Source organism: Kitasatospora sp. NPDC086009, from assembly GCF_044540385.1.
GTDB lineage: Bacteria > Actinomycetota > Actinomycetes > Streptomycetales > Streptomycetaceae > Kitasatospora.
Genome location: NZ_JBITSA010000003.1, coordinates 262,667 through 289,226, shown reverse-complemented (window position 1 = coordinate 289,226; position 26,560 = coordinate 262,667). Strand labels below are relative to the sequence as shown.

At 74.9% G+C, this 26,560-nt stretch carries 21 protein-coding genes; 13 read left to right on the top strand and 8 right to left on the bottom strand.

The features are described 5' to 3' along the window. Positions 1 to 199 precede the first annotated feature (199 nt). Positions 200 to 2,017, top strand: a complete 1,818-nt coding sequence (locus ACIF6L_RS10455) for an ABC transporter ATP-binding protein (RefSeq protein WP_396487828.1) — start codon at positions 200 to 202, stop codon at positions 2,015 to 2,017. A gap of 41 nt (positions 2,018 to 2,058) precedes the next feature. On the opposite strand, the gene ACIF6L_RS10450 is transcribed toward ACIF6L_RS10455, so the two are convergent. Beyond that, a complete protein-coding gene (locus ACIF6L_RS10450; RefSeq protein WP_359804277.1) occupies positions 2,059 to 2,727 on the bottom strand; it encodes a lysophospholipid acyltransferase family protein in 669 nt (222 codons plus the stop codon). Between the two features lie 237 nt (positions 2,728 to 2,964). On the opposite strand from ACIF6L_RS10450, the gene ACIF6L_RS10445 reads away from it, so the two are divergent. Beyond that, positions 2,965 to 3,177, top strand: a complete 213-nt coding sequence (locus tag ACIF6L_RS10445; protein WP_329490549.1) for an EF-hand domain-containing protein — start codon at positions 2,965 to 2,967, stop codon at positions 3,175 to 3,177. A 178-nt stretch (positions 3,178 to 3,355) separates the two neighbouring features. Here ACIF6L_RS10445 and ACIF6L_RS10440 read toward each other — a convergent pair whose 3' ends face one another. After that, positions 3,356 to 5,554, bottom strand: coding sequence for a CDP-glycerol glycerophosphotransferase family protein (locus tag ACIF6L_RS10440; RefSeq protein WP_396487826.1), 2,199 nt, complete (start codon positions 5,552 to 5,554; stop codon positions 3,356 to 3,358). A gap of 799 nt (positions 5,555 to 6,353) precedes the next feature. Here ACIF6L_RS10440 and ACIF6L_RS10435 point away from each other — a divergent pair. Both ACIF6L_RS10435 and ACIF6L_RS10430 read left to right on the top strand, forming a co-directional pair. Beyond that, positions 6,354 to 6,620 (top strand): hypothetical protein, encoded by a 267-nt coding sequence (locus tag ACIF6L_RS10435; RefSeq protein WP_329490551.1) that lies wholly within the window; start codon positions 6,354 to 6,356, stop codon positions 6,618 to 6,620. Between the two features lie 254 nt (positions 6,621 to 6,874). Beyond that, a complete protein-coding gene (locus ACIF6L_RS10430) occupies positions 6,875 to 7,312 on the top strand; it encodes a YjbQ family protein (RefSeq protein WP_329490552.1) in 438 nt (145 codons plus the stop codon). 174 nt (positions 7,313 to 7,486) lie between these two features. On the opposite strand, the gene ACIF6L_RS10425 is transcribed toward ACIF6L_RS10430, so the two are convergent. Continuing rightward, on the bottom strand, positions 7,487 to 8,089 hold the full coding sequence (locus ACIF6L_RS10425; RefSeq protein ID WP_396487824.1) for a DUF1990 family protein: 603 nt from the start codon (positions 8,087 to 8,089) through the stop codon (positions 7,487 to 7,489). Positions 8,090 to 8,340: 251 nt separating this feature from the next. On the opposite strand from ACIF6L_RS10425, the gene ACIF6L_RS10420 reads away from it, so the two are divergent. Further along, the gene (locus tag ACIF6L_RS10420; protein ID WP_396487822.1) at positions 8,341 to 8,562 is read left to right on the top strand and encodes a hypothetical protein; all 222 of its coding nucleotides are present in this window, start codon (positions 8,341 to 8,343) and stop codon (positions 8,560 to 8,562) included. A 67-nt stretch (positions 8,563 to 8,629) separates the two neighbouring features. Here the strand turns inward: ACIF6L_RS10420 and ACIF6L_RS10415 are convergent, their stop codons facing one another. Beyond that, on the bottom strand, positions 8,630 to 11,680 hold the full coding sequence (locus tag ACIF6L_RS10415) for an AAA family ATPase (protein ID WP_396487820.1): 3,051 nt from the start codon (positions 11,678 to 11,680) through the stop codon (positions 8,630 to 8,632). After that, positions 11,677 to 12,846, bottom strand: coding sequence for an exonuclease SbcCD subunit D (locus ACIF6L_RS10410; protein WP_396487818.1), 1,170 nt, complete (start codon positions 12,844 to 12,846; stop codon positions 11,677 to 11,679). Before ACIF6L_RS10410 ends, ACIF6L_RS10415 begins: the two co-directional genes overlap by 4 nt. A gap of 570 nt (positions 12,847 to 13,416) precedes the next feature. Here ACIF6L_RS10410 and ACIF6L_RS10405 point away from each other — a divergent pair. The 4 genes from ACIF6L_RS10405 (at position 13,417) to ACIF6L_RS10390 (ending at position 16,820) form a co-directional block, all read left to right on the top strand. After that, the gene (locus tag ACIF6L_RS10405; protein WP_329490557.1) at positions 13,417 to 14,346 is read left to right on the top strand and encodes a hypothetical protein; all 930 of its coding nucleotides are present in this window, start codon (positions 13,417 to 13,419) and stop codon (positions 14,344 to 14,346) included. 204 nt (positions 14,347 to 14,550) lie between these two features. Further along, positions 14,551 to 15,354, top strand: a complete 804-nt coding sequence (locus tag ACIF6L_RS10400) for a hypothetical protein (RefSeq protein ID WP_396487816.1) — start codon at positions 14,551 to 14,553, stop codon at positions 15,352 to 15,354. Positions 15,355 to 15,358: 4 nt separating this feature from the next. Beyond that, entirely contained in the window at positions 15,359 to 15,721 is a 363-nt protein-coding gene (locus ACIF6L_RS10395) for a glyoxalase (RefSeq protein ID WP_359804284.1), read from the top strand. Positions 15,722 to 16,019: 298 nt separating this feature from the next. Then, entirely contained in the window at positions 16,020 to 16,820 is an 801-nt protein-coding gene (locus tag ACIF6L_RS10390; RefSeq protein ID WP_380384441.1) for an SGNH/GDSL hydrolase family protein, read from the top strand. Between the two features lie 132 nt (positions 16,821 to 16,952). Here ACIF6L_RS10390 and ACIF6L_RS10385 read toward each other — a convergent pair whose 3' ends face one another. The 3 genes from ACIF6L_RS10385 to ACIF6L_RS10375 all read right to left on the bottom strand — a co-directional run bounded on the left by ACIF6L_RS10385 (position 16,953) and on the right by ACIF6L_RS10375 (position 21,345). Further along, positions 16,953 to 17,831 (bottom strand): nitroreductase/quinone reductase family protein, encoded by an 879-nt coding sequence (locus ACIF6L_RS10385; protein WP_329490560.1) that lies wholly within the window; start codon positions 17,829 to 17,831, stop codon positions 16,953 to 16,955. Between the two features lie 322 nt (positions 17,832 to 18,153). Beyond that, the gene (locus ACIF6L_RS10380) at positions 18,154 to 19,302 is read right to left on the bottom strand and encodes a polysaccharide deacetylase family protein (RefSeq protein ID WP_396487813.1); all 1,149 of its coding nucleotides are present in this window, start codon (positions 19,300 to 19,302) and stop codon (positions 18,154 to 18,156) included. 213 nt (positions 19,303 to 19,515) lie between these two features. Continuing rightward, a complete protein-coding gene (locus ACIF6L_RS10375) occupies positions 19,516 to 21,345 on the bottom strand; it encodes an AMP-dependent synthetase/ligase (protein WP_352291134.1) in 1,830 nt (609 codons plus the stop codon). A gap of 590 nt (positions 21,346 to 21,935) precedes the next feature. On the opposite strand from ACIF6L_RS10375, the gene ACIF6L_RS10370 reads away from it, so the two are divergent. The 4 genes from ACIF6L_RS10370 (at position 21,936) to ACIF6L_RS10355 (ending at position 26,404) form a co-directional block, all read left to right on the top strand. Further along, positions 21,936 to 24,893, top strand: coding sequence for a nitrate- and nitrite sensing domain-containing protein (locus tag ACIF6L_RS10370; RefSeq protein WP_396487811.1), 2,958 nt, complete (start codon positions 21,936 to 21,938; stop codon positions 24,891 to 24,893). Continuing rightward, a complete protein-coding gene (locus ACIF6L_RS10365; protein WP_329490565.1) occupies positions 24,890 to 25,309 on the top strand; it encodes a roadblock/LC7 domain-containing protein in 420 nt (139 codons plus the stop codon). Before ACIF6L_RS10370 ends, ACIF6L_RS10365 begins: the two co-directional genes overlap by 4 nt. 8 nt (positions 25,310 to 25,317) lie before the next feature. Further along, positions 25,318 to 25,785 (top strand): DUF742 domain-containing protein, encoded by a 468-nt coding sequence (locus tag ACIF6L_RS10360; RefSeq protein WP_396487808.1) that lies wholly within the window; start codon positions 25,318 to 25,320, stop codon positions 25,783 to 25,785. Between the two features lie 70 nt (positions 25,786 to 25,855). After that, a complete protein-coding gene (locus ACIF6L_RS10355; protein ID WP_329492336.1) occupies positions 25,856 to 26,404 on the top strand; it encodes an ATP/GTP-binding protein in 549 nt (182 codons plus the stop codon). Positions 26,405 to 26,560 lie beyond the last annotated feature (156 nt).

The following is a 26,560-nucleotide window of genomic DNA, read 5'->3' as shown; positions in this document are numbered from 1 at the left end:
GGCCGGGCGGCGCCGGTCCCTCAGGGGCGGCCATGGGAATAGGAACAGTCTCACTATTAGCTTAGCTAACTATGAGCTATCCTCGCTATGCCGGTGGCCGCCCGACCGCCGTGTCCACCACGCCCGCCACGCCCGCGGCAGCCCCCTGCGGCGCCGTGCCCGCCGCGCGCCCGCGCGTCCGACCCCAGGAGGCCCGCCCTTGAGGCCCGACGGCATCAGCTGGACCCCGCCCGCCCAGGCCGAGGGAGAGCCCCGCCCGCCGGCCCAGTGGCGCCGCATCCTCGCGCTGTTCCGCCCGTACTCCGGCCGGCTCACCGTGGTCGGTGTGCTGGTGGCGGCCTCCGCGGTCGTCTCGGTGGTCACGCCGTTCCTGCTGAAGGCCGTGCTGGACACCGCCATCCCGCAGGGCCGGACCGGCCTGCTCAGCCTGCTCGCGCTCGGCATGATCGCCGCCGCCGTGGTCAACAGCATCTTCAACGTGCTGCAGACGCTGATCTCCACCACCGTCGGCCAGCGCGTGATGCACGACCTGCGCACCGCCGTCTACGGCCACCTCCAGCGGATGTCGCTGGCGTTCTTCACCCGCACCCGCACCGGCGAGGTGCAGTCCAGGATCGCCAACGACATCGGCGGCATGCAGTCCACCGTGACCTCCACCGCCACCTCGCTGGTCTCCAACTTCACCAGCGTGATCGCCTCGGTGGTCGCGATGGTCGCGCTGGACTGGCGGCTCACCGTCGTCTCGCTGCTGCTCCTGCCGGTCTTCGTCTGGATCAGCCGCCGGGTCGGCAACGAGCGCAAGAAGATCACCGGTGAGCGGCAGAAGCAGCTCGCCGCGATGAGCTCGGCCGTGCAGGAGTCCCTCTCGGTCAGCGGCATCCTGCTCGGCCGCACCATGGGCCGCTCCGACTCGCTCGCCGCGGACTTCACCGGGCAGTCCGACCGGCTGGCCGAGCTGGAGGTGCGCTCCAGCATGGCCGGGCGCTGGCGGATGAACACCATCCAGATCGTGATGGCCGCGATGCCCGCGGTGATCTACTGGGCCGCCGGACTGGCCTCGGCCGGCGGTTCGCCGATCGTCTCGGTCGGCACCCTGGTCGCCTTCGTCTCGCTCCAGCAGGGCCTGTTCCGCCCGACCATCAGCCTGCTCTCCACCGGTGTCCAGGTGCAGACCTCGCTGGCGCTGTTCCAGCGGATCTTCGAGTACCTCGACCTCCCGGTGGAGATCGCCGAGCCCGAGCGGCCGACCGTCCTGGAGAAGATCCGCGGCGAGGTCCGCTTCGAGGGCGTCGAGTTCCGCTACGACCCCGAGCAGGAGCGGCCCACGCTCGCCGGGGTGGAGCTCAAGGTCCCGGCCGGCAGCTCGCTCGCCGTGGTCGGCGAGACCGGCTCCGGCAAGACCACGCTCAGCTACCTCGTCCCCCGCCTCTACGACGTCACCGGCGGCCGGGTGACGATCGACGGGGTGGACGTCCGCGAGCTGTCCTTCGAGTCGCTGTCACGGGCGGTCGGCGTGGTCTCCCAGGAGACGTACCTCTTCCACGCCTCGGTCGCCGACAACCTGCGCTTCGCCAAGCCGGACGCCACCGACGAGGAACTCGTCGCCGCCGCCCGGGCCGCGCAGATCCACGACACCATCGCCGGACTCCCGGACGGCTACGCGACCCTGGTCGGGGAGCGCGGCTACCGCTTCTCGGGAGGGGAGAAGCAGCGTCTCGCGCTGGCCCGGACCGTTCTGCGCAACCCGCCCGTGCTGATCCTGGACGAGGCCACCAGCGCGCTGGACAACCGCACCGAGCAGGCCGTCCAGCAGGCCATCGACACCCTCGCGGCCGACCGCACCACCATCACCATCGCCCACCGGCTCTCCACCGTCCGGGCCGCCGACCGGATCGTCGTGCTGGACCGGGGCGAGGTCGTCGAACAGGGCACCCACGACGAACTGGTCGAGGCCGACGGCCGGTACGCGGCCCTGCTGCGCCGTGAGGCGCCGGTCCCGGTGCTCGAAAAGCGGTAGCCGCCGGGGCGGCCGGCCCGCGGCCCGGGCTCGGGTGACGGTCAGGCGGCCTTGGGGATCTCGTTGTAGGTCTCCGCGATCTCCTGGCCGGAGAGCTGCTGGATCGCCCGCATCACCTCGTCGGTGACCTGCCGGCGGGCCTTGAGCGACCGGGCCTGCCCGTGCAGTTCGTCGAAGTGCAGCGGCTCCCCGAAGCGGACCGTCACCTTGCGCAGGCGCGGGACGCGCTTGCCGATCGGCAGGATCTGGTCGGGCCCCTCCAGCGCCACCGGCACCACCGGGACGCCGGCGGTGAGGGCCAGCCAGGCCACGCCGGTCTTGCCGCGGTAGAGGCGGCCGTCGAGCGAGCGGGTGCCCTCGGGGTAGATGCCGAAGGCCTTGCCGTCCTCCAGGATCTCCAGGGCCGACTCCAGCGAGGCCTGCGCGGAGCGGTAGGTGCCGCGCTCGACGGGCACCGCGCCGATCGCCTCGAAGAAGCCCTTGGAGAGCGCGCCCTTCATCCCGGTACCGGTGAAGTACTCGGCCTTGGCCAGGAAGTGCACCCGGCGCGGCGCGGTCAGCGGGATCACCACGCTGTCGATGAAGGAGAGGTGATTGCTGGCCAGGATCACGCCGCCCTTGCGCGGCACGTTCTCCAGGCCCTCGATGGTCGGCCGCCAGATCCCCCGCGCGAGCGGTTTCAGCACCAGCTTGGTGACGAGATCGAGCATGGTCCCTCCCAGGACGAGCGCGCCCGAGACGAGCCCGGGCCTGAACAGACGACGATCGGCGTTCGTTCCCCGGCCGGGCCGGGATCAGACCCGCAGACTACGACACCCACCCCCGAGCCCGTCCACTCCCGGCAACCGTGGCGCTCACCACGGCCGGGTAGGGTACGGCCGTCGGAAACGCACATCAGCAGTCATGCGGATCATCGCAGGCATGCAGTTCCTCAGGAGGGGCCACCCATGGCAGACGTCGACACCATCCGCGCGGCGTTCGACAAGTACGACGTGAACGGCAACGGCCGGATCACCGCCGTCGAGTACGCGAAGGTCGCCCGCGAGCTCGGCGACCTGACCACGTCGATCTCGATGGCCGAGGCCATCATCAAGCAGATGGACACCAACCACGACGGCGAGCTGACCTTCGACGAGTTCCTCGCCGCGCGTCAGGGCTGAGCCGGCTTCGGGCCGAAGCCGGTACCGGGCCGAGCCCGTTCAGGGCCGAGTCCGTACCGGGCCGAGCCCGCATCGGGCCGAGCCCGCATCGGGCGGGGCTCCGGGATTCCCGGGGTCCCGCCCGCCGCGTTCCCGGGCCGGTCGGTCCGGCCCTCCGGGCGGCCCGGCCGGCGCCTGCTCAGGCCCGGGTCGGGAACACCCGGCGGACCACCCGCTCGCTCGCCCCGCCGTCGTCCCACGGGCAGAACCGTTCGCGGAACTTCGCCCGCGCCGCCGGCTCCGGGTCGCCGGCCAGCAGCGCCGAGGCCAGTCCGTCGGCATCCACCGTCACCGCGCCCGGCGGCTCCGCGAAGAGGTCGAAGTAGACGCCGCGCACCCGCCGGTACTCCTCCCAGTCCGGCGCGAAGACCACGATCGGCCGGTCCAGCACGGCGTAGTCGAACATCATCGAGGAGTAGTCGGTGACCAGGACGTCCGCCGCCAGGTAGAGGTCCTCCACGGTCGGGTGCGCCGAGACGTCCACGATCGCGGCCGCGTCCTCACCCGCCGCCAAGTCGCCCGGGCCCCCGGTGTGGAAGTAGTGCGTGCGCACCAGCAGCGTGAAGCCGGGGCCCAGCCGCCGGGCCAGCTCGCGGACGTCCAGCAGCGGGACGTACCCGCCCCGGCCCTCGCGGTGCGTCGGCGCGTACAGCACCGCCGTGGTGTCCGGTGCCAGCCCGAACCGTTCGCGCATCGCCGCGGCTTCGGCCGGCGTGCTAACGGCCAGCCGGTCGTTGCGCGGGTAGCCGGTGTCCAGCATCTCGTAGCGGCCGGGGAAGGCCCGGGCGAAGTGCTCGCTGGTGTGCGGGTTGGAGGAGACCAGGAAGTCCCAGCGGTCGACGGCCTCCAGCAGCCGGTCGAAGTCCATCCCGTCGGCGGCCACCGGGTGGTCCCGGAGGTCCATCCCCATCGCCTTCAGCGGCGTGCCGTGCTGCGTCTGGACGTGCACCGTTCCCGGCCGCTTCACCATCGTGCGCGGGAAGTTGACGTTGTTCACGAAGTACTTGGCGGTCGCCATCGCCTTCAGGTAGGCCGGTGTGTTGACGATCACGTAGGGCACCCCGGCCGGCAGCGTGGCCGCCTGCTTCCGGTTCTCCACCACCCACACGCCCCGTACGTCCGGGGCGAGTTCCCTGGCCTTCTCGTAGATCGCCGCCGGGCTGCACGCGTAACCCCGGTGCCAGTACGCCGCGTAGACCGCCAGGTGCTCGTCCAGCGGGAGCCGGCGGAACGCGTTGTACGCGGTGAAGCGGGCGCCGCTGCGCACCCCCTTCTTCACCGCCGGGGCGACGGCCCGCGCGCCCCGCTTGAGTTCGCGCGGCAGCCGGCCGGTGCGGCGCAGTTCCGCGTAGGCGACCCGGGCACCGCGCGCCGCCAGGCGGTACTGCACACCGCGCAGGCCGCCGGGGAACTGGTAGCCGGCCGGGCGGTGGCGGGCGAAGTGCTCGGCGATCCGCCGGAAGAAGTCCTTGCGCAGCCCGGCCGGGACCAGCCCGGGGGTGTCGTGGACGGTCAGCGCCTGCTGGACGGTCCGCTCGAAGACGAGGGTGCGCAGGGTGTCCGGCACCGGGCGGCCGGGCCGGTCCGGGCGGTCCAGGAACGCGAAGATCGCGTCGTACTGGGCGAAGGCGTCGGCGTGCTTGGGGGAGGCGGTGCTGGTGATCGCGCCGGGGCGGCCGCGCCGGTAGAAGTAGCAGACCCGGTCGAGGTAGCGCAGCCGTCCGGCGGCCAGCAGGGCCGGGTAGGTGACCGAGATGTCCTCGTAGAAGCCGCGCCCGAAGGAGACGTCGAGGCCGAGCAGGAAGTCGCGGCGGAAGACCTTGTTCCACACCGACATCACGGTCCGGAACAGCGCGGGGTGGTCGGCGAGGGTGCAGCCGTCGGCCAGCGGCGAGCCGACCAGGACGTGGCGCCAGGGGTTCGGCTCGGTCCCGCCGTCGGGGTAGACGTGGGTGAAGTCGGTGAGCAGGACGTCGGCCGGGGTCTCGCGGGCGCGTTCCTGCGCGAGCTCGTCGAGGAGCGCGGAGACGGTGCCGTCCGGCAGCCAGTCGTCGCTGTCGACGAACCAGACGTACTCGCCGCGCACCTCGGGGAGGGCGGCGGTCCGGGCACCGCCGAGACCCTGGTTCTCGGTGAGGTGCAGCACGCGCAACCGCGGGTCGCGGGCGGCGTACTCGTCCAGGATCGCGCCGCAGCGATCGGGGGAGAGGTCGTCGACCGCGATCACCTCGAAGCGCGACTCCCCGAGGGGAGTGGCTTCCAGGATCGAGTCGAGGCAGCGGGGCAGGTAGCGCTCGACTCCGTGGACCGGGAGCACGATGCTGAGGAGGACTGGCACGCTGGCCGAGTCTACCGAGCGCCGCCGGGGAGCGGATTCGCGCGGGGTCGGGGCACGGGGTGGGGGTGCGGTGCGCGGTGCCGGGCGGGGGTGCGGTGCGGGGGTGTGAGATGCGTCGCGGGAGCGTGGGGGCGGGCTTCGGTCCGGTGCCTCGCTATCGGGCTGTACCGGAGGCCGTCCGCGGGCCCGGAACCGCCGGTGCCGGGCCCCGTACGGGGCGGCACCGGCAGCCTGGTGGCGGCCCGGCCGACCCTCACGGCCGGCCGCCCGTCCCAGCGCCTCCCGGGCCTGGCCACCGCAGCGTCGAGGTGGCCGGGCAGTGGCTCGGGGGAGCCGGAATTCTTCATCAGTCGAACGCACGATTGAGCGGTGCTTGAGCGGGATCCGTGTTCGCGCGGTCGATGAAGATATTGCTTGGAGGTTTCCCCCACGTCAATCCCTCGATTGTGTTCACTTTCTGAACTGTCTCGTCCGAGTGGTCGGTGGTGCTCCGGTGGCGTGCGGGGCGACCGCCGGTCGCGTCCGGGCCCCGCCGGTCGTGATCGACGGTGATCCCGCACGCCGGGCGCGTACCTCCCCGGCAAGCGCCGGGCGCGTACCCCCGAGGCACCCGTGACGCGCGGCCGGTCGTGCACCATCATTGATGCTCAGTCGTAACCGCTCCGGGCGGCCCCTGGTGCGGCGTCAGTTGACGCCGCACGATACGGTGGCAGCACACCAGGACGGTTGCGCGAAGGCCGTCTGTCACGGATAGTCTTCGCCTCACGGCCCTGGCGCCTCGTAGGGGTGGGAAAAACTGATGGAACACATGCAAGTGCGGTCCCGGCCCCGCGTGCCGGCGATCCAGTGCGGCGTCGGCGCGACCGGCCGTCGGATCGAGCGTCATCTGGCAGTGCTCGGCGCGCCCGCACTCCCGGCGGTGGACACCGCCGAGGCACTCGGGTTGATAAGGGAACTGACGCCGCGCGGCTCCAGTGCCCCGACCGAGCCGCGTCGCCATGCGCGGGTGTCGCTGCTGGCGCCGCTGCGCCGGCTGCGGCGGAGCCTGTTCGGCGGTCGCGGCTAGGGCCTCTAGCCCTCGCGCCCACCGGCATCCGGCCCGGCGGACCTCAGGGACCGTCGGGTCTTCGGCGTACCCGGGGTCCTTCGGCCGACCTCGGGCTCCTTGGGCCCAAGCCCTCGGGCCCAAACCGGGCCCGGGGCCGGCCGCCCGGCCGGGAGCAGCCCGAACCGTCCACCGTGCGGCCTCCTGCCCCCACCAGCACGGCGAGTCGGCGAGGCGGGCCCCGGTGCCCCCGGCGGTACGTGAGGATGGCGTTCATGGCGGACAACATCCACTCCACGCCCTTCCACACCACCACCTTCGAGATCACCACGGGCAGCCACGAGGTCGCCCTCGACATCACCGACCGCTGCGCCGAGTTCCTGAACGACCGGGCAGCCGGCCGTGACGGCCTGCTCAACGTCTTCGTGCCGCACGCCACGGCCGGAATCGCCGTGCTGGAGACCGGCTCGGGCAGCGACGACGACCTCCTCACGACGTTGCGCGAACTGCTGCCCGCCGACGACCGCTGGCGTCACCGGCACGGCAGCCCGGGTCACGGCCGCGACCACGTCGTCCCGGGCCTGGTCGCCCCGCACGCCACCCTGCCCGTGATCGGCGGCCAACTGGCGCTCGGCGTCTGGCAGTCCGTCGTCCTGATCGACACCAATCGAGACAACCCGCGCCGGACGGTCCGGCTCTCCTTCCTGGGATGACCGGCCCGTACCCCGGCCCGGCCGTCCCGCCGGGGGCCCGTGGCGTGGCTTCCGGTGGGGTGGCCGGCTGCGGTCGTGGTCGGCGGGTCGGCCATCGGGTGGCTGCGCGGTCGTCGGCCCGGCCGGGTGCGGGGAGGATCGGTGCGGTCGTCGGCCCGGCCGTCCTGCCGGGGCCTATGGCGTGGCTTGCGGTGGGGTGGCCGCCCCGGCGGGGGAGGCCGCCGTGGCGACGGCGGCGAGGTAGCGCTCGATGGCCAGGTACTGGCAGAGCACCGCCACCGGGCGGCCGAGCCGCGCGTACCAGGAGGCGAGCCGGGCGAACGCGGTCACCTCGAACCAGACCTCGCCCGCGGTGTCCATGGTCACCAGGAACGCCTCCTCGCCGCACTCCGGGTGCCCGGGGAGGGTGCCGTAGGCGAAGCCGATCCGGTCCGGCTCGTCCACCGTCCACACCACCCGGCAGGGGATCACCAGCCGGGGCCGCCGCAGCCCGGGCAGGCTCAGCCGCAGCAGGACGGTCGCGCCCTCCTCGGCCGGCGCGTACGGATGGACGGCGAAGCCGCTGCCCAGCTGGCAGCCCCAGCCGAGCACGTACCGCCCGGCCCGCTCCAGGACGTCGGGACCGTGCCCGAGGTGGATCCGCCGCCGCAGCTGGGCGTAGCCCTCGGGGAGCCGGGCCTCGCGGGTGGCGCCCACCTCCGGATAGGTCGGGGCGGCGGCGCGAGCGGCGAGCAACCGCCGGTGGAGCGAGGCGGGGGAGGCGGAGGAGGCGGGCATGGGCCTCACGGTAACCGGGCCCGGCCGTCGGGACGGGGGTGGGGTGGGCGGACGGGTCGCCCGTCGTGGCACTCGCGGCGCCTCGGGCCCGGCCGGCCGGGCCTGGGCGGCGCGGGTACTGGCTCGGTAGCTCCGCCCGCCCGGCCGCCGGTGCCTCGGCCTCGCCGGCGGGGCCGCCCGCCCAGCGCTCCGGGACCGTCCGGCCGGGGCCGGCCTTGCCGAGGGGTGGGGGCGCGGAGTATCAAGGCGGCATGAGCGAAGCGGTGAAGAACGAAACGGACCCGGTCTGCGTACTCGCCCCCGGTGGCGCCGGGCCGGAGGCCGCCCTGACGCACGACCCGGAGCTGACCGGGCCGCGCGCGGACTGCGTGCTGTGCGGGGAGCCGACCGAACTGCCCGCCGACCACCCCGGTGTCACGCTCTGCCCGGTCTGCACCTGGCAGCAGGCGCAGCGGATCGCCTGCTCCGGCTGACGGAGCGCACCCGACCGGGCCCGGCGCGGCCGTGGCGCCCCGGGCCCCGCGGCCCCCGGGCCTCCCCTCAGGCGTCCTCCCGCCCGGCGAGCGCGAGGGTGGAGCCCCGGCGGCCCTTGCGGACCATCAGCTGCGCCGGGATCCGGCTCCTCAGATCGGCGACGTGACTGACGATGCCGACCGCGCGGTCCCGCTCGCGCAGGCCGTCGAGGACGTCCATCACCTCTTCCAGTGCCTGCTCGTCCAGCGTGCCGAAGCCCTCGTCGATGAAGAGCGTGTCCAGCGGCATGCCACCGGCCTCGTCGGTGACCACGTCGGCGAGACCGAGCGCCAGGGCGAGCGAGGCGAAGAAGCTCTCGCCGCCGGAGAGCGTCGAGGTGTCCCGCTCGGTCCCGGTCCAGGCGTCCACCACCCGCAGTGCGAGGCCCGAGCGCTTGTTGCCGGTGCCCCGGCCGTCGCTGTGGACCAGGGTGTACCGGCCGCCCGACATCCGTACCAGGCGGGCGCTCGCCGCCGCCGCCACCTGCTCCAGCCGGGCCGCCAGGACGTACGACTCCAGCCGCATCCGCAGCCGGTTCTCGGTGGAGGTGCCGGCGGCGACGGAGGCCAGCCGGTTGATCCGGGCGTACCGGTCCAGGGCCGGGGCCAGTGACGCGGCCAGCTCCGCCAGCTGCCGCCCGATCCCGGCCAGTGCCGTGCAGCGCGCCTGCGCCGCCTCGTGGCCGGCGTGCGCCCGGCGGAGCCGGTCGGTGGCCGCCAGCAGCTCTGCCTGGGTGCCGGGCAGATCGGCCGGCGGGCGGCCGGCGGCCTCGGCCAGCTCGGGCCGGGCCAGCTCCCGCTCCGCCGCGGCCAGTGCCGAGCGGTGCCGGGTCAGCCGGGCCTCCAGCCGCTCGCGTTCCTCCCGGGGCAGCAGGACGGCCGTCGCCTCCTCCGGGCTCGGGAACCCGGCCGCGACGGCTGCCCTGGCCAGCTCGTCCTCGGCCTTCTTCCGTTGCAGCGCCGCGTCCGTGCAGGCCCGGGCCGCTCCGGCGAGTGCCGCCACGCTCCCGGCGAGGCCGGCCAGCGCCGAGGCCCGGGCGGACACCGACGCCGCGTCGCCCCGGGCCGCGGTCACCCGGCGGGTCAGCTCCTCCTGCTCGCTGCCGAGGGTCTGGATCCGGGCGGTCAGCGCGGCGGTGCGCTCACCGGCGTCGCGCAGTGCGGCGAGCTGGCGGGCCTGGTCCTGGGCCAGGCGTTCCAGCTCCCGGGTGACCGGGTCGAGGCCCTCCGCGGCCCGCAGCGCCTCGCGGTGCTCGCGCTCCAGCGCGCCCAGCGCCTCGGCCAGGGCCGCGACGCTCTCCGGCCCGGCCGCCCCGGCGGCGGTCGCCTCGCTCACCCGCAGGCCCGCCAGCTCCCGCTCGGCGGTGTCGGCCGCCTGCTCGGCCCGCGCCTGGGCGGCCCGGGCGGCGTCCTCCTCCTCCGCGCCGACCTGGCCGCTCGCCGGAAGGGCCGGCTCCGGGTGCTCGGGCGATCCGCAGACCCGGCAGGCCTCGCCCGACCGCAGCTGCGCCGCCAGCTCGGCGGCCATGCCGGTCAGTCGCCGCTCGCGGACGTTCTGGCTGTGCTCGCGGGCGTCGAGCGCCTCGGTGCGCAGGGCGAGCGCCCGGGGCTCGGCCACGGCGATCGATGCCCGCAGCTCGTCCCGGCGGCGGGCGGCGGCCAGCCGCCCGGCCAGCTCGGCCTGCCGGACGTCCAGCTGCTCGACCCGGGCACCCGCGGCCCGGGCGGCGGACTGCTCCTCCTGGAGCGTGGCGAGCCGGCCGTCGAAGTCGGCCAGCCAGTCGGCGGCCTCCTCGGCCAGCTCCTCGGCGCGCCGCCGGTCGGCCTCCAGCGACGCCTGCTCGCGGCGGAACTCCGCGCAGCGCCGCTCGTCGGCCCGGGCCGTCTCCAGCCGGACCACCTCGGCCCGCAGCCGGTGCTCGGCCGCCGCCAGCTCCTCGGCCTCCGCGCGGGCCAGCGCCGGGCCCTCGCCGTCCGGGGCGCCGGCCAGCGCGGCGCGCTGGCGGCGCTCCTCCTCGTGGGCCGCCCGGTGGGCGGCCTCGGCGGCCTCGCGCAGGTGCAGCAGCGACTCCACCCCGACGGCCGCCCGGGCGGCCGTCAGCCTGGCGGAGTCACGCTCCATCGCCGGTGCGCCCTCGGCGAGGCGGGCCGCCTCCAGGGCGGCCTCGCGGTGGCGGCGCTGCCGGCCGGCCAGCTCCTCCGCGTTCCCCCGGTCCGCCTGGGCCCGGCGATGGCCGGCCTCGGCGCCGGCCAGCGCGGACTCGGCGACGGCGAGCTGCTCGGCGGCGCCGCCGCGCAGGATCGCGGCCCAGCCGAGCACCCCGGCGGTGAGGTCCGCGGCGGGGTGCGCCGACTCCTCCTCGGTGGGCACCCAGCCGGCGGCGGGCTCGGCCTGCGGCCCGGCCGCCTGCTCGGCCTTGCTGGCCAAGTCCCGCAGGCGCCGGCGGCCGGACTGGACGGCGGCCTCCTGGGAGCGCCGCTGCTCGGCCAGCCAGGCCTCGACGTGCTGGAACCGCTCGGTGTCGAACAGTCGCCTGAGCAGCTTGCCGCGCTCCTCGGAGTCGCCGCGCAGGAAGCGGGCGAAGTCCCCCTGCGGGAGCAGCACCACCTGGCAGAACTGCTCCCGGCTCATCCCGATCAGCCGGTGGATCTCCTCCCCGGCCTCCTGGTGCGACTTGCTGACCGCCCGCCAGCCCGGCGTGCCGTCGCCGCTGTCGGCGGCCCACTCGCGCAGCAGCGTCTGGGCGCGTTCGACGGTCGTCCCCCGGCCGACCTTCTTGGGGCGCAGTTGCTCGGGCAGCCGGGTGATCTCCAACCGCCGCCCGCCGAGCGTCAGCTCCAGGTGGACCTGGGTGAGCCGCAGCGGTTCGGCGTGGTCGCTGCGCAGCCGGCTGGCCCGCCTGGCGCCGGGCACCTCGCCGTAGAGGGCGAAGCAGACGGCGTCCAGCACACTGCTCTTGCCCGCGCCGGTGGCCCCGCGCAGCAGGAAGAGACCGCCGGAGGCGAGCGCGTCGAAGTCCACCGTCTCGGTGCCGGCGAACGGTCCGAAGGCGGTGACGGTGAGGCTGTGGAGTCTCATCGGGGCAGCTCCGCCTTGCGGTCGTCGCTCTCCCGGACGGTCTCGAAGCCCTCGCGCAGCCAGCCGAGCTCGTCCGCGTCCGGCTCGGCGCCGGGGCGCACGTGCCGCAGGAAGCCCTCGGCGATCTCCAGGTCCGCCCGGCCGCTGACCCGGGCCGCGTACGAGGGGGAGGCGGTGGCCTCGCTCTCCTCGGGATCGAAGAGCAGCTGCAGGGTGTGCGGGAAGCGCCGGCGCAGCTGCTCCATCGGCTCGGCCGGGCGGCCGGGGTCGGTCAGGGTGGCCTGGACCCAGGACCGCTCGTGCTCGGCGTGCTCCGGGGCGGTCAGCAGCTGGTCGAGGCGGCCGCGCAGGCGGGCCAGCGGTCGCGGCTGCGGGCAGTCGATCCGCTCGGCGGCGACCGAGCCGTCCGCCGCGAGGTCGACCAGCCACATGGTCTTGCGGTGGGTGGCCTCGGAGAAGGAGTAGGCGAGCGGCGAGCCGCTGTAGCGCAGGTGCGGGGCGAGCGTCTGGCAGCCGTGCAGGTGGCCCAGCGCGGCGTAGTCCACACCGTCGAAGACGGACGCGGGGACGGAGGCGACTCCGCCGACCGCGATGTCCCGCTCGCTGTCGCTGGGTGCGCCGCCGGTGACGAAGGCGTGGGCCAGCACCACCGACCTGGTGCCCGCGGGGCGGCTCGCGAGGTCGGCCCGGACGGCGTCCATCGCCGCGCCGAGCACCGCCGCGTGGCCGCCGCGCGCGAGCCCGAAGCGCTCCCGGACCAGCGTCGGCTCCAGGTAGGGCAGCCCGTAGACGGCGACCGGCCCGTGCTCGTCGGCCAGCAGGACCGGCACCGCGCACTCGCCCGGGTCGGTCCGCAGGTGGACGCCGGCCCGGCCGATCAGGCCCGCGCCCACCCCGAGCCGGCGGGCCGAGTCGTGGTTGCCGCTGATGAACACCGTCGGCACGCCCAGGTCGGCCAGCCGGTGCAGCACGTCGTCGAACAGGGCGACCGCCTCCAGACCGGGCAGCGCGCGGTCGTACACGTCGCCGGCGACGAGCACGGCGTCGACGCGCTCGGCCCGGACCACCGCCACGAGGTGGTCCAGGAAGGCGCGCTGGGCGTCGTGCAGGCTCTCCCGGTGGAAGGAGCGCCCGAGATGCCAGTCGGAGGTATGCAGCAGTCGCATGGTCCCCGACCATAACGTCCGGCACTGACAACGCGGGCCGGATCGGACGTCACACCCGTCCTCGGGGGCTCCGGCCGATCGCTCAGGGTGCGTTGTCAGTGACGGTGTGTATGTTCTCGATCGCCGGCCGCTCCGAGCCCGGGGCGGCGGCACGAGCCCCTGGGAGGGCCCATGTCCGTGCAGTCCCCGAATGTCGACGGCCGCCGCGCGGTCGGGTCCGTCGTGCCCGGGTCCGTGCCCGTGCCTGTCGTGTCGGCGTCCGCCGTGCCCGAGCCGGTCGGGCGGGACCGGCCCGGGCGCCCGGCGGCCGGTGGGCGCGCCCGGCGCGCGATGCGGCGCGTGGCGGCTGCGGGAGCGCCGCCGCCGGCGCGTGTTCGGTCCGGGCCGGGGCCGGGCGGCCCGTTCGCCGGCGGCCCGCCCGGTGGTCCCTCCGGCGGTCCGCCGGGTGGCCCCTCGTCGGGCGGCCGGGGCGGTGGCCGCGGCCCGGGGGGTCGGGCGGCCGGTGGGGGAGGCGGGGCCGGGCCGGGCGGCCCCGGCGTCCGGGCGCGGCAGCGGGGCGGCTCGCGCGGTGTGCCGCCGCAGCCGGTGGCGCTGGCGCTGGCCGTCCACGCCGCCGACTTCGCCGAGCTGGCCCGGCTCGGGCTGTTCGGCCCGCTCGGCTTCCGGGACTACCTGTGGCGGACGCAGGCCCGGCTCCGGGCCCTGCGCGGGCAGGGCATCGAGGTGCACCTGAGGGTGTTCGAGCCGGCCGACTACCGGGACTACTGCGAGGCCTTCGGCCTCGACCCCGGATCGGCGGCGGCACGCGTCGCCTACGCGGCCGACCCCGAGCTGGCCGGCGAGCCCTTCGTCTACGGCGGGGAGCAGCTGACCGAGCTGCTCCCGGTCCTGGTCGACGACCACCTGGCCCGGGTGCGGATCTCGATCGCCTGCGCCGCGTTGCTGGACGCGGTCGGCGACGGCCCGTCCGGGCAGTCGCGGCTGGTGGCGGTGATGCACCACGTCACCGGGGTGTACCTGGCGCTGGCCGAGGGCGCCGGGGAGGGCGGCCACCTGCTGACCCTGCGCTGCCACGGCCCGGAGGACGGCGAGCACCTCACCGCGGCGGCGGACGTGCGCGGCGACGGCGGGCGGGTCCTCCTCGGCGGCCGGGACGCCGAGGCGTTCTGCGCCACCCTGGCGGCGGGGGTGGCACTCGGCGGCGCGGGCGCCCTCCTGCTGCACGGGGACCCTGCGGCGCCCGGTGGTCCGGTGGTGCGCGGCTGGGCCCTGGCGGCCGGCCGGCTGAGGCCGATGACCGCCCGGGAGGTGGTCGACGCGCTCGCCGACGATGCCGCGCTGGGGGTGCCGTTCCCGCCCGGAGCCGTACCGCTGCCCGGCTTCCCGCTGCCCGCCGCGCCGCCGCCGGGGGCCGCGCCGCCCTCCGGCGCGCCGCCGTGGCCCGGCGGGGCGTCGGACCCCGGCGACCGGGGTCCGGAGGGGGGTGGGCCGCTGGGCTGACCACCCGGGCGAGGCCTCCGTGTCCACCAAGCGGCGCTGGGGACTGTTCATCGACCGCCTGTTCGGGGAAGATTTCGGGGAAGATCAACAGGAGAAGCGCGCGGTGCCCCACACCGCCGCCTCCGCCGCTCCGCCCTGTACCGCGCACGCAGGTCCTCCCCGCGCACCGTCGGTCCGGCGAGCCCGACACCGAAAGGGGGACGCATGAGCCGGATCGAGTACAGCGCGGAGATCGCCGAGCTGCTGGGCAAGGTGCGGCGGCGTCCCACGGCAGGCTGGCCGTGGCGGCCGGGCGAGCGGGTGCCGGCCGGGCTGTCGGTGAAGCAGTCGTGGGGCTGGCTCTTCGCGCCCGACGGCCGGGTGCTGACCCTGGTCAACCCCAAGGACGGCATCGTCTCGCTCCCCGGCGGTTCGCTGGAGCCCGAGGACGACGGCGACCCGGGCTCCGCTTTGGCCCGCGAGGCGGCCGAGGAGGCCCAGGCGGTGATCGGCACGCCCCACTACCTCGGCTACCTCTACGACCGGGTCGGCTCGGCGAACGGTGGCCACGAGTGCGCCCGGGTCCGGATGGCGGCCGCTTTGCGGGCCGTCGGTCCCAGCGCGGCGGACCCGGCGTCGGGGCGGCACTACCGGCGGCTGCTCGTCGCGCCCGGTCTCGCGGTCGAGCTGCTCGGCTGGGGTGAACCGGGGCTGCGCCAGGCACGAGCGGCGGTCGCGGCGGGCGTCCGGTGGCTCGGGGTGCCCTCGGCCGCCAACGAGGCGATCGAGGAGCTGCCGGCCGAGGGTTGCGAGGTCTTCCCCGGCGCCGCCCACCCGGGCCCGGCGCCCCTCCGGCTGAGCGCCGCCACGGGTGACCCGGGCCCGGGCTCGGGGTTCGGGGCAGGCCCCTGCGCGGGCCCACGCCCCGGTCGGGGTGCCGGAGCCGCCCCCGCCGACGCCCCCGGCCCCGACGCCCCGGCCCCCCGCCCCGCCTCTCCCGCCCCCGGCCGTCGTGCGAGCGGGGGGTGACCGAGTGACGGTGCCGCATCCGGCAGGGCTCTTCCACCACGTCGAGCTCTGGGTGGACGACCTCGCCGCCGCCGAGGCGCAGTGGTCCCCGGTGCTGCTCGCCCTCGGCTGCGAGCCGTTCCAGCAGTGGCCCCGGGGCCGCAGCTGGCGTCTGGGCACCGCCTACCTGGTGATCGAGCAGTCGACCGCGCTGCTCCCCGGCGGTCATCAGCGCCTGCGCGCCGGGCTCAACCACCTCGCCGTGCACGGCTCGCGCGCGGCGGTGGCCGCCGCCCTCGCGGCCGGGTGGACGGTCCGGGTGGACACCGGCGAGGCGGTGCACCTGATCAACGGTCAGGGCTTCGAGCTGGAGATCGTCTGCGCCTAGCGGCAGGCCTCGGTGTCCGCTCCCGCGCGGCGTCCGGCGGCCGTCCGCCCCGGATTCCCGGCCCCGGCACCGGCGGGTGAGTGCGCGACGGCCTCGTGACCGTCCCTCGATCGGGGTACCCCGACACCGGCGCCGCCGACGGCGCCGCCGGGGCCTGACCAGCGCACTTGCCGTATCCCGCCGCCGAGTTCACTCCACCGTCGTCAGACTGCCCGTCAATTGTCTTGGCATGACCACTTACCGAGCACCCTACTGCCTGGTATCACAGATGTGACTCACGTCACTCCCTGGAGGTGTCATGCTACGCCCCACCCGTGCCATGTCCATGGCCGCCCTCGCGGCTCTCCTCACGATGACCACCCTCTTCACCGCCTCGTCCGCCCACGCGGCCGGCGTGAACTACGCCGCCCTCGGCGACTCCTACGCCTCCGGCCTCGGCTCCGGCAGCTACACGAGCGAGAGCGGTAGCTGCAAGCGCAGCACCAACGCCTACGCCTACCTCTGGAAGAACGCGCACGCGCCGTCGTCCTTCTCCTTCGTCGCCTGTTCCGGTGCCAGAACCGGTGACGTCCTCAACAACCAGCTCTCGGTCCTGAACTCCGGCACGACGCTCGTCAGCATCAGCGTCGGCGGCAACGACGCGGGCTTCGCCAGCACCATGCAGACCTGCGTGCTGGACTCGGAGAGCGCCTGCCTCAACGCCGTCGCCGCCGCGAAGACCTACGCCAACAACACCCTGCCCGGCCAGCTCGACCAGGTCTACGCGGCCATCCACGCCAAGGCGCCCAACGCCCGCGTGGTGGTGCTGGGCTACCCGCACCTCTACAAGGTCGGCGGCAGCTGCATCTTCGGCATCGGCGACACCAAGCGCGCCGCCATCAACAGCGCGGCGGACGTCCTCGACGGTGTCATCGCCAAGCGGGCGGCCGACGCCGGCTTCGCTTTCGGTGACGTCCGGAGCGCCTTCACCGGGCACGAGATCTGCGCTTCCGGCACCACCTGGCTGAACAGCACGACCCTGCCCATCGAGGAGAGCTACCACCCGAAGGCCGCCGGGCAGTCGGGCGGCTACCTCCCGGTGTTCTCCGCGCAGGTATAGCCGGCGCGGCAGCCGGTGCGCAGGCCGGTCCCGCCCACCTCCGGGGCGGGACCGGTCGGCGCCTCGCTCAGCGCACCGGCTCAGCGCACCGGCTCAGCGCACCGGCTCAGCGCACCGGCTCAGCGCACCTGCTCACCGCCCCGGTGGGAAAGGGATGCCGGCGAGCACCGGCAGCAGCTCCCGCTCCTCGTGGTCCAGGTGCGCCTCCAGCTCGGCCGACATCCGGGCCAGCTCCGCCCGGAACCGCTCGGGTTCGGCCACCCCGATCCCGGCGAGCAGCTTCACCAGCCCGTCCTTGATCCGGCCGACCGAACGGTGCTCCTCGCCCAGCCGGGCGAGCGTCTCCCGCAGGTGCGGGTGGCTCCGCGCCAGCGCGGGGAAGATCGCGGCGTCCTCCCCGGTGTGGTGGTGGGTCAGCCCCGCGCAGAGCGCGAGGCAGTGCTGCCGGATCTGCAGCCCGAGGCCCGGCGGCCGGCCGTCACCGGCGGGCCCGGCCGCGAAGTGGGCCTCCGTCTCGGCCCGGACGTGCCGCAGCTGGGCACGCAGCCAGGTGTGCACCTCCAGCAGTTTCCCCGCCAGGTCGGCCACCTCGCGCGGCTCGGCCCCGGACCGTTCCAGTGCCACCACCGGCAGCACCCGTGCGGTGTGCGCCTGGTAGTCGCCGTACCCGGGGGCCGCCCGGACCACCGCCTCGAACAGTCGGTCCCGCCGGGCGCCCTCGGCCGGCACCGCTACGGCCTCGAACACCTCGGTGCCGAGCTCCACCCGGACCACGGGGTGGGCGAGCAGATTGCGGTACCACTGGGGGTGGTCCGGCGCCCCGGCCGCCGAGGCGACGACCAGCAGCAGACCGTCCGCGCGGACGTACCCGAGCGGCACGGTGTGGTCCTGTCCGGTCCGTGCGCCGGTGGTGGTGAGCAGCAGCAGGTCGCCGCCCTCGAAGGGGCCGCCGACCTCGCCGCCGTTGGTTCGGAATTCCTCGATGATCGCTTGGTTGAAAGACATGGGCATACGCCTGTGGAGTCTCCGGTGCATGGGGAGTGGAGGCCACGGCGCCGCATCGCACGAGCGCAACGGACCGAAGCGGGCGTGCGGGCAGCGCCGCGGCCGCTTGGGTCAGATCAGGGAAGCGGAGTGAGAACTCATCGCGCATCGTCCCTCGGTCGAAGGTGCCCGCCCGGTCGCCGGCCGGCCCAGTTCTCTTTGGCCGACACCGCGCTGCACGCCCCCCATTACAGTCATCCGCCCACCCCGTGTCAACGAGCTCGATCAGGATCGAGGGCGGCGCGCGCCGCCGCTCTTCCCTCGGGGGAGCGGCGACGCGGGCTCGGGGCTAGCGCAGGTAGGAGGCCAGGCCGGCCGGCTTCAGCCCGGCGGTGTCGGCGGCGGCGAGGGCGCGCTGGAGGTCTCCGGCGAGGGTGTCGGTCCAGTGCATCAGGACGACGTCGCCGGGGGACAGGGTGCCCTCGTGCCAGATGTTCGAGGCACCCCAGCTGAAGTCGGCGTCGGCGGTCAGCACGTGCTGGATGCCGCAGTTGGCGGCGGCCTGCAGGGTGTCGGCGTTCCAGGCGAAGAACGGCGGGCGGAAGACGGTCGGGGCGGTGCCGAAGGTGCGGACCTGGGCGTCGCGGGCGTCGCAGATCTCGACCTGCTGCTCGGCCGGGCTGAGCGTGGTCAGATCCGGGTGGGAGACGCTGTGGTCCTGGATGGAGGAGCCGGGCACGGCGGTGACGCGGCGGAAGAAGTCGGGGTCGGTGGCGGCCGGCATGGGCAGCGGGAACGCGGTGATCGGCAGCTGGTGGTCGGCGATGAACCGCTCCGCCTCGGGGGTGCGCTGCCAGCCGTCGTCCACGGTGAAGAAGACGACCCGGTCGCTGGTCGGCACCGAGCCGGCGGCGGTGGCCGGAGCGGGCGCCGGACCGTCCACCCGGACGTCGTCGACGGCGAACGGACCCTGCTGGTACCAGCCGTGGACGTACAGCCGGACGGTGCGCGCGTCGGGACCGGTGGTGAACCGGGTGGTCAGCCTCTGCCAGCCGCCGTTGGTGGTCGCCGTCCAGGCCGGGGCGACATCGCGCCCGGTGCCGGTGACGCCGAGGTGGACGAAGGCGCCGCGGACCCAGGCCGAGGCGGTGTACGTGGTGCCGGGCCGGACGGAGACGGTCTGCGCGCACTCGCCGTTGGAGTCGTCGTTCGCCGGGGTGACGGCGAGGGCGGAGCCGCCGGAGTGCGGGGCAGTGGTGGTGGCGGACGCCTCGGCGGGGCCGCCGGTGCAGCGCCAGCCGGGGACGCTGCCCCAGTCGGCGAGCGAGGAGGCGGGGATCTCGAAGCCCGGGTTGGTGGCCAGGTTGACGGCGGGCGCCGCGGTCCCGGCGGGTCCGGCGGAATCGGCTGAGGTAGAGGTCGAGGCCGACGCCGGGGCCGCGAGACCGCAGACGGCGAGCAGCGTGCAGGCGGCGAGCGCCGACAGGCGTGAGGACATGGACACGTGAGGACTCCTGCGTGGGGGCAGTGGAGGACACGCCCGTGGGGAGGGCGTGTGGAACGGGGTGGAGCGCTCCCCGAGGGGCGGGAGCCGTGGGCGTGCCGCACTCAGACCGAGGCAAAACAATGGACTGGACCACTCGGATCGTCAAGGGAGTGACGTGCCGTGAGCACACTGTCATCCGTGCTGCAGACGGAACGAGACGGACCGTCAGGAGCTGTACAGCTCGTCGATGTCCGGCCGGTAGTACTCCGTGATCGCCGCCCGGCGCAGCTTCAGCGAGGGCGTCATCAGGCCCTGGTCGACGCCGAACTCGCGCGGCAGCAGCCGGAACGCGCGGATCGACTCGGCGCGGGAGACGGCGGTGTTCGCCGCGGCCACCGCCCGCTGGATCTCCGCGTGCAACTGCTCGTCGGAGAGCACCGCCCACGGGTCCAACTGCTCCCGGCCGTGCGACTTCAGCCAGTGCGCCAGGGCGGCCGGGTCGAGCGTGATCAGCGCGGCCACGTACGGGCGGTCGTCGCCGACCACCAGGCACTGCGAGACCAGCGGATGCGCCTGCACCCGCTCCTCCAGCGTGGCCGGGGCGAGGTTCTTGCCACTGCTGGTAACGATCAGGTCCTTCTTGCGCCCGGTGAGGGTGAGGTAGCCGTCCTCGTCCAGCCGGCCGAGGTCGCCGGTGCCGAACCAGCCGTCGTACAGCGACTCCTCGGTGCAGCTCGGGTGGTTGAGGTAGCCGCCGAAGACGCCGGAGCCGCGCACCCACACCTCGCCGTCGTCGGCGATGGCCACCGAGGCCCCCGGGACGGGGCGGCCGACCGTGCCGAGCTTCTGCCGGCCGGCCGGGTTGGCGGTGATCGCGGCGGAGGTCTCGGTGAGGCCGTAACCCTCGTACAGGCTGAGGCCGATGCCGGTGAAGAAGAGGGCGAGCTCCCGGTTGAGGGCCGAGCCGCCGCACATCACGCCGCGCACCCGGCCGCCGAGCACGGCCCGCAGTCGCGGGTAGACGGTCCGCTCGTACGCCAGGTGGCGCAGCCGCAGCCGGGGGCCCGGTCCGGGGCCGTGGCCCAGCGCGCGCTGCTCGCGGGCGGTGGCCCACTCGACGGCCACCTGCCGGGCCTGCTCGAAGAGTTCGCCCCGCCCGGCTTCCTCGGCCGCCCGCCGGGCCTGCTGGAACACCTTCTCGAAGACGTAGGGGACGAGGTGCAGGAAGGTCGGCCGGTACGCGGCGAGTGCGGGCAGCAGGGCCTCGGTGGAGACCTCGGGGATGTGCCCGATCCGGAAGCCGCCGCGGATCGCCGCGATCTGCACCATCCGGCCGTAGACGTGCGCCAGCGGGAGGAAGAGCAGGGTGGACGGCTGGCCGCCGCCGGTGTCCGCGAAGACCTCGGCCCAGCCGTCCAGCAGGGCGTCGGCCGCCGAGGCCAGGTTGGCGTGGGTGAGCATGCAGCCCTTGGGGCGGCCGGTCGTCCCGGAGGTGTAGACGATGGTGGCGACGTTCTCGGCCGCGACGCCGAGCCGCTGGCGGTGGACGAGCGAGTCGGGCACCCCGCGGCCGTCCTCGGTGATCGAGTCGACGCAGCCCCGGTCCAACTGCCAGATGCCGGTGAGGTCGGGGAGCGCGTCGCAGACCGCGCCGACCGTCATGGCGTGGTCCTCGTCCTCGACCAGGCAGGCCACCGCCTGGGTCTCGGCGAGGATCCAGCGGACCTGCTCGGGCGCCGCGGTCGGGTAGATCGGGACGGTGATCGCGCCGATCGACCAGAGCGCGTAGTCGAACAGCGTCCACTCGTAGCGGGTGCGGGACATCAGCGCGACCCGGTCGCCGTACCGGACGCCCCGGGTCAGCAGGCCCTTGGCGAGCGCCAGCACCTCGTCCCGGAAGGCGGTCGCGGTGACCTCGTGCCACTGCGGGTCGCCGTCCGTCCGGCGGGCCAGCTGGACCAGGCCGGACATGCGTTCGGCGGTGTCGTAGAGCGAGTCGGCCAGCCCGCCGGTGGCCGGTGGTCCGGTCGGTGCGGGGGAGCTGAACTCGCGCACATTGCCCCCGATCCCGTTGTGGCCCCTGCCTGCCGGGCCCGTACGGGCGTCCGGATCGGCGGCGCGCTGAACGGTCGGGCAGGTGGAGCGAAACTATCGGATTGCTCTGTCACTGCCCAGGGGTGTGACCGTGACGCGACGAGATCGGCACCGGCCCGTAGGGAAAGTGCCGCGGCGGGGGATGGCCGGGGGTGGGCGGCCGAGGGGTGAATCCGGGATGACACGGATCATTCGGACATCATCGGGCCGGGGGTCGGGAGAGGGCGGGTTCGACCCTCGAACGAGTGGTCAGGGCGTAGTAGGCTCTCGCAGACCTGCGGCCGAGGCCTCGCCGACCGGCCTGGTCCGACCGCCGGAAACCAGGACGAAAGCCCTGGTTGACAGCCGTGAGCCACCCTGGTCCACAGCCCCGAACAACGACCCCGAACGACAGCCCCACCCGAAGGCCTCGCCCGAGGTCGCGCCCGAGGTCGCGCACCACCCCGCACCACCGCCGCCGTACCGTCACCGCCACCCGCCAGCCCGCCTCTGCCGACCGCCCCTTCGAACCGCTCCCCGTCCGCGCCTGGCACTTCCCGACCGAGGACTCCATGCGTCTGCGCAGCAGCTCGATCCGCGCGAAGATCATCGCGCTGCTCCTGGTGCCCATCGTCGCGCTCACCGCCCTGTGGGTGTACGCGACGCTCGCCACCACCGGTGACGTCTGGAGCCAGTTGGCGGTCAGCAGTACGTACAAGGAGTTCGGCAAGCCGGTCGACCAGTACGCGTACGACCTGCAGAACGAGCGCCGCGCCGCCGTCCAGCGGCTGGCCGACCCGAGCTCGCGGGCTGCCCGGGACGCCTTCGAGCAGGCCCAGGCCGTCACCGACCGGGACCTCGTGACGCTGCGGCTGAAGAAGACCGACGACGGGGGCAAGCTCGACGCGGCGCAGCGCGGCCGGTACCTGCAGATCCTCGCGGCCGCCGACCAGCTGACCCCGCTCCGCAGCCAGATCAACCGCTCGTCGCTCAACTGGGAGTTCGCGCTCGGGCAGTACAGCGACCTCGTCAAGCCCACCTTCGGCTTCCGGTCCGCCTTCGTCGCCCGCCAGAGCGGCCAGCTGCCGCGCCAGGGGACGATCCTGATCGAGCTGGCCCGGGCCCGCGAGTACCTCTCCCAGGAGGACGCGGCGATGGAGGGCCTGAGCACCGCCTCCGGTCGGCCCACCGCCGAGCAGTACCAGGTCGCGATCGACGCCCTGCACAACCAGCAGGCGCTGTTCACCGTCTACATCGCCGAGCTCGACCCGGCCGACCAGAGCGACTACATCGCGCTGCGCGGCGGCGAGGCCTGGGCGGCGCTGTCCCGCGCCGAGGCCGACTTCGTGGGCGCGGGCGGGCCGGAGCGGGTGGTCCAGGCGATCAACGGCGACTCCTGGCGGGAGACCGCCGACCGGGCGCTGGGGGACCTCGCCGCCATCAACACCCGGCTGGCGGGGGCGATCGGCGACCGCGAGCGCTCGTACGCGATCGGGCTGCTCTGGCGCGGCGGCATCGCCGGTGCGATCGGCCTGGTCGCGGTGGTGCTGTCGGTGATGATCTCCTACCGAATAGGCCGGGGCCTGGCCCGCGAGCTGATCGGCCTGCGCAACGCGGCCAACGAGCTGGCCGGCACCCGGCTGCCCTCGGTGATGCTGCGGCTGCGCAAGGGCGAGGCGGTGGACGTCGCGACCGAGGCGCCGGAGCTGCAGTTCGGCTCGGCCGAGATCGGCCAGGTCGGGCGGGCGATCAACGCCGTCCAGCGGGCCGCCGTCGAGGCCGCCGTCGAACAGGCGGACCTGCGGCGCGGCGTCTCCGCGGTCTTCGTCAACCTGGCCCGCCGCAGCCAGGTGCTGCTGCACCGCCAGCTGACGCTGCTGGACACCATGGAGCGCCGCACCGAGGACCCGGCGGAGCTGGAGGACCTCTTCAAGGTCGACCACCTCACCACCCGCATGCGCCGCCACGCCGAGGGCCTGATCATCCTGGCGGGCGGTTCCCCGGGCCGGGCCTGGCGCAAGCCGGTGCGGATGGTGGACGTCGTCCGTGCCGCCGTCGGCGAGGTCGAGGACTACGCGCGGGTGATCGTCCGGCCGTTCCCCGGCACCGGGCTGCTCGGCAGCGCGGTCGCGGACGTCACCCACCTGATCGCCGAGCTGGTCGAGAACGCCGCGGTGTACTCCCCGCCGAGCACCCAGGTGACCGTTCAGGGCGAGGTGGTGGCCCACGGCTTCGCGCTGGAGATCGACGACCGGGGGCTCGGGCTGAGCGAACTCGCGCTCGCCGAGATCAACGAGCGCCTCGCGGTGGAGCAGGAGTTCGACCTCGCGGACACCGACCGCCTGGGCCTCTTCGTGGTCAGTCGGCTGGCCCGCCGGCACGGCATCCGGGTCCACCTGCGGCCGTCGCCGTACGGCGGGACGACCGCGGTGGTGCTGATCCCGCGCGAGCTGCTGGCGGAGGCGTCGGACGGGCCGCCGGCCGGGGCGGCTCCCGGCCGGCGTGCGGTGCCGGCCGGGCAGGGCGAGCGCGATCTGGTCGTGGTGCCGCCGCCGGGCGGCGCGGGTACGGCGGGCGGTGCGAGCGGCGCGGCCGACGGCGGGCCGGGGCCGGAGGCCCGCCGGGCCGCCGGGACCGCGTCCGACCAGGGCGGACGCCACCGGGGGAGCGGCGGCCCGCGGCCGTCGGCGCCCGACACCACCCGTACCCCGGGCGGTCTGCCGCGGCGGGCGCGGAACAGGACCGGGCCGACGCTGGTCACGGCCTCGCCGGACGAGGCGGTCCGGGGCCCGGGCCGTCACCGCCGGGAGGGCCTGGCCGCGCCGGAGGGCGCCGAGGCCGGACCGCAGGACGCCGGTGCCGCCGGTGGGCCGGACCGCACGCCGGTCGGGCAGCAGCCGCCGGCCGCCTTCCCCTCCGCCAGGCTGTCCTCGGTCGGTCGGCCCCCGGTCGGGCGGCCGGAAGCCGGGCTGCCCGAGGCCGGGCGATCCATGGCAGCGCAGCCCTCGGCGGAGCAGCCCTCCGCCGGGCAGGCGGCCGACGGTCCTCCCGCCGGCGGACCCGGTCCGCTGCCGCGCCGCGTCCGGCAGGCCAGCCTCGCGCCCCAGCTCCGGGAGCGCGCCGTCCAGGAGCCCGGGCGGTCGGCCGCCGAGACCGCCCGCGAGCGCTCGCCGGAGGAGGCGCGGGCGACGTTCGCCTCCTTCCAGCGCGGCTTCACCCGGGGCCGCGGTTCGGCCGCCCCCGTCCCGCCCGCCCGGCCGGCCGCCGTGCCCGCGTGGCAGCCGCCGGACCCGACCCGGCGCGCGATCGCACCGGCCCCGGCCCCGGCGGCCCTGCCCGCCCCGCCGCCCGGCGACCGGGCCCCGCTCGCCCGCTGGGTGCCGGGCGCGTCGCCCGCCCCGCGCTCCGCACAGACAGCACCCTCGACACCCGCGGTACCGGCACCACCTGCAGCATCCGCAGTGAAGGCACCACCCGCAGTGAAGGCACCACCCGCACCACCCGCTCCAGCGGAAGGAAGAGATTCATGACCACTTCGACGCAGTCGTCCGGGGACCTCAACTGGCTTCTCGACGATCTCGTGGGGCGCGTCGCGGCCCTGCGGCACGCGGTGATCCTGTCCAGTGACGGGCTGGCCACCGGGGCCTCCCGCGACCTCGACCGCGAGGACGCCGAGCACCTGGCCGCCGTCGCGGCCGGCTTCCACAGCCTGGCCAAGGGCGCCGGCGGGCACTTCAAGGTCGGCGGCGTCCGCCAGACCATGGTCGAGCTGGACGAGGCCTTCCTCTTCATCACCGCGGCCGGCGACGGCAGTTGCCTGGCGGTGCTGAGCGAGGCCGAGGCCGACATCGGCCAGATCGCCTACGAGATGGCCCTGCTGGTCAAGCGGGTCGGCGAGCACATGGCCGCCGAGCCGCGCACCGAAGCCGCCCCGCCGGGGAGATGAGCGGCCCGATGGCGGAGGAGGAGCCCGAGCTGGAACAGGACGACCCGGCCGGGGACGAGTCCGGGGTCGACCTGTTCCAGCCGCGCACCCCGGTCGACGACCGGTGGTTCGACGACGAGGCCGGTCCGGTGGTGCGGCTGTACTCGATGACCCGGGGCCGTACCCGCCCGGTCGAGGACGGCCTGTTCGACCTGATCTCGCTGATCACCGTCGCCGAACCCGGGCCCCGGGCCGGGGCGGTGCCCGCGCTGGTGCTCGACCCGGAGCACCAGACCATCCTGACCTGGTGCCGCCGCGAACCGCTGTCCGTCGCCGAGCTCGGCTCGTACACCGACCTGCCGGTCAGTGTGGTCCGCGTGCTGCTCGGCGACCTCTACGACGCCGAGCTGATCAGCGTCACCCGACCCGTTCCGCTCGCCGAGCTGCCGGACGAGCGCCTGCTGCGAGACGTGATCAATGGACTCCGTGCGCTCTGACCACCACGAGAACGCCGCCGCCGGTGCCACGGCCAACGACCCGCCCTGGCGGGGTGGTCCGGCGGTCGCGGTGAAGATCCTGGTCGCGGGCGGCTTCGGCGCGGGCAAGACCACGCTGGTCGGCTCGGTCAGCGAGATCCGCCCGCTGCGCACCGAGGAGGAGCTGAGCGAACTCGGCCGCCCGGTGGACGACACCGCGGGGGTGGAGGCCAAGCGGACCACCACCGTGGCGATGGACTTCGGCCGGATCGACCTGCGCGCCGGGCTGGCGCTCTACCTGTTCGGCACCCCGGGGCAGGACCGGTTCTGGTTCGTCTGGGACGAACTGGCGCGCGGTGCGCTCGGTGCGGTGGTGCTCGCCGACACCCGCCGACTGGCGGACTGCTTCCCCTCGGTGGACTTCTTCGAGCAGCGCGGCATCCCCTTCGTGGTGGCCGTCAACTGCTTCGACGGCACCGAGCTGTTCGCCGCCGAGGAGGTCCGGGACGCGCTCGACCTGGACCCGGGGATCCCGGTGCTGCTCTGCGACGCCCGCCGACGCGAGGACGGCAAGGACGTGCTGGTCGCCCTGGTCGAGCACGTCGGCGCACAGCGAAGGGGCGGCGCGGGCCGGTCCTGACCGGTGCACTGCCGATCAGGCCCGGCGCAGACGCCGGGGAGCCCGGGCGGTCGCCGGCGGCCGCCCGGAGCCGTCGTCTCATTCGGGCGTCCGCATGCCGGACGTCCACCGGTCGGAAGGTTGCCTAGACCGGGTCCGGCGTGGAAGGCTCTGGAT

Bases quoted from the DNA above. Each gene is read 5' to 3' on its own strand.
- ACIF6L_RS10450 (WP_359804277.1), bottom strand. From the start codon at position 2,727: ATGCTCGATCTCGTCACCAAGCTGGTGCTGAAACCGCTCGCGCGGGGG.
- ACIF6L_RS10445 (WP_329490549.1), top strand. From the start codon at position 2,965: ATGGCAGACGTCGACACCATCCGCGCGGCGTTCGACAAGTACGACGTG.
- ACIF6L_RS10435 (WP_329490551.1), top strand. From the start codon at position 6,354: ATGGAACACATGCAAGTGCGGTCCCGGCCCCGCGTGCCGGCGATCCAG.
- ACIF6L_RS10430 (WP_329490552.1), top strand. From the start codon at position 6,875: ATGGCGGACAACATCCACTCCACGCCCTTCCACACCACCACCTTCGAG.
- ACIF6L_RS10425 (WP_396487824.1), bottom strand. From the start codon at position 8,089: ATGCCCGCCTCCTCCGCCTCCCCCGCCTCGCTCCACCGGCGGTTGCTC.
- ACIF6L_RS10420 (WP_396487822.1), top strand. From the start codon at position 8,341: ATGAGCGAAGCGGTGAAGAACGAAACGGACCCGGTCTGCGTACTCGCC.
- ACIF6L_RS10415 (WP_396487820.1), bottom strand. From the start codon at position 11,680: ATGAGACTCCACAGCCTCACCGTCACCGCCTTCGGACCGTTCGCCGGC.
- ACIF6L_RS10410 (WP_396487818.1), bottom strand. From the start codon at position 12,846: ATGCGACTGCTGCATACCTCCGACTGGCATCTCGGGCGCTCCTTCCAC.
- ACIF6L_RS10400 (WP_396487816.1), top strand. From the start codon at position 14,551: ATGAGCCGGATCGAGTACAGCGCGGAGATCGCCGAGCTGCTGGGCAAG.
- ACIF6L_RS10390 (WP_380384441.1), top strand. From the start codon at position 16,020: ATGCTACGCCCCACCCGTGCCATGTCCATGGCCGCCCTCGCGGCTCTC.
- ACIF6L_RS10385 (WP_329490560.1), bottom strand. From the start codon at position 17,831: ATGCCCATGTCTTTCAACCAAGCGATCATCGAGGAATTCCGAACCAAC.
- ACIF6L_RS10380 (WP_396487813.1), bottom strand. From the start codon at position 19,302: ATGTCCTCACGCCTGTCGGCGCTCGCCGCCTGCACGCTGCTCGCCGTC.
- ACIF6L_RS10370 (WP_396487811.1), top strand. From the start codon at position 21,936: ATGCGTCTGCGCAGCAGCTCGATCCGCGCGAAGATCATCGCGCTGCTC.
- ACIF6L_RS10365 (WP_329490565.1), top strand. From the start codon at position 24,890: ATGACCACTTCGACGCAGTCGTCCGGGGACCTCAACTGGCTTCTCGAC.
- ACIF6L_RS10360 (WP_396487808.1), top strand. From the start codon at position 25,318: ATGGCGGAGGAGGAGCCCGAGCTGGAACAGGACGACCCGGCCGGGGAC.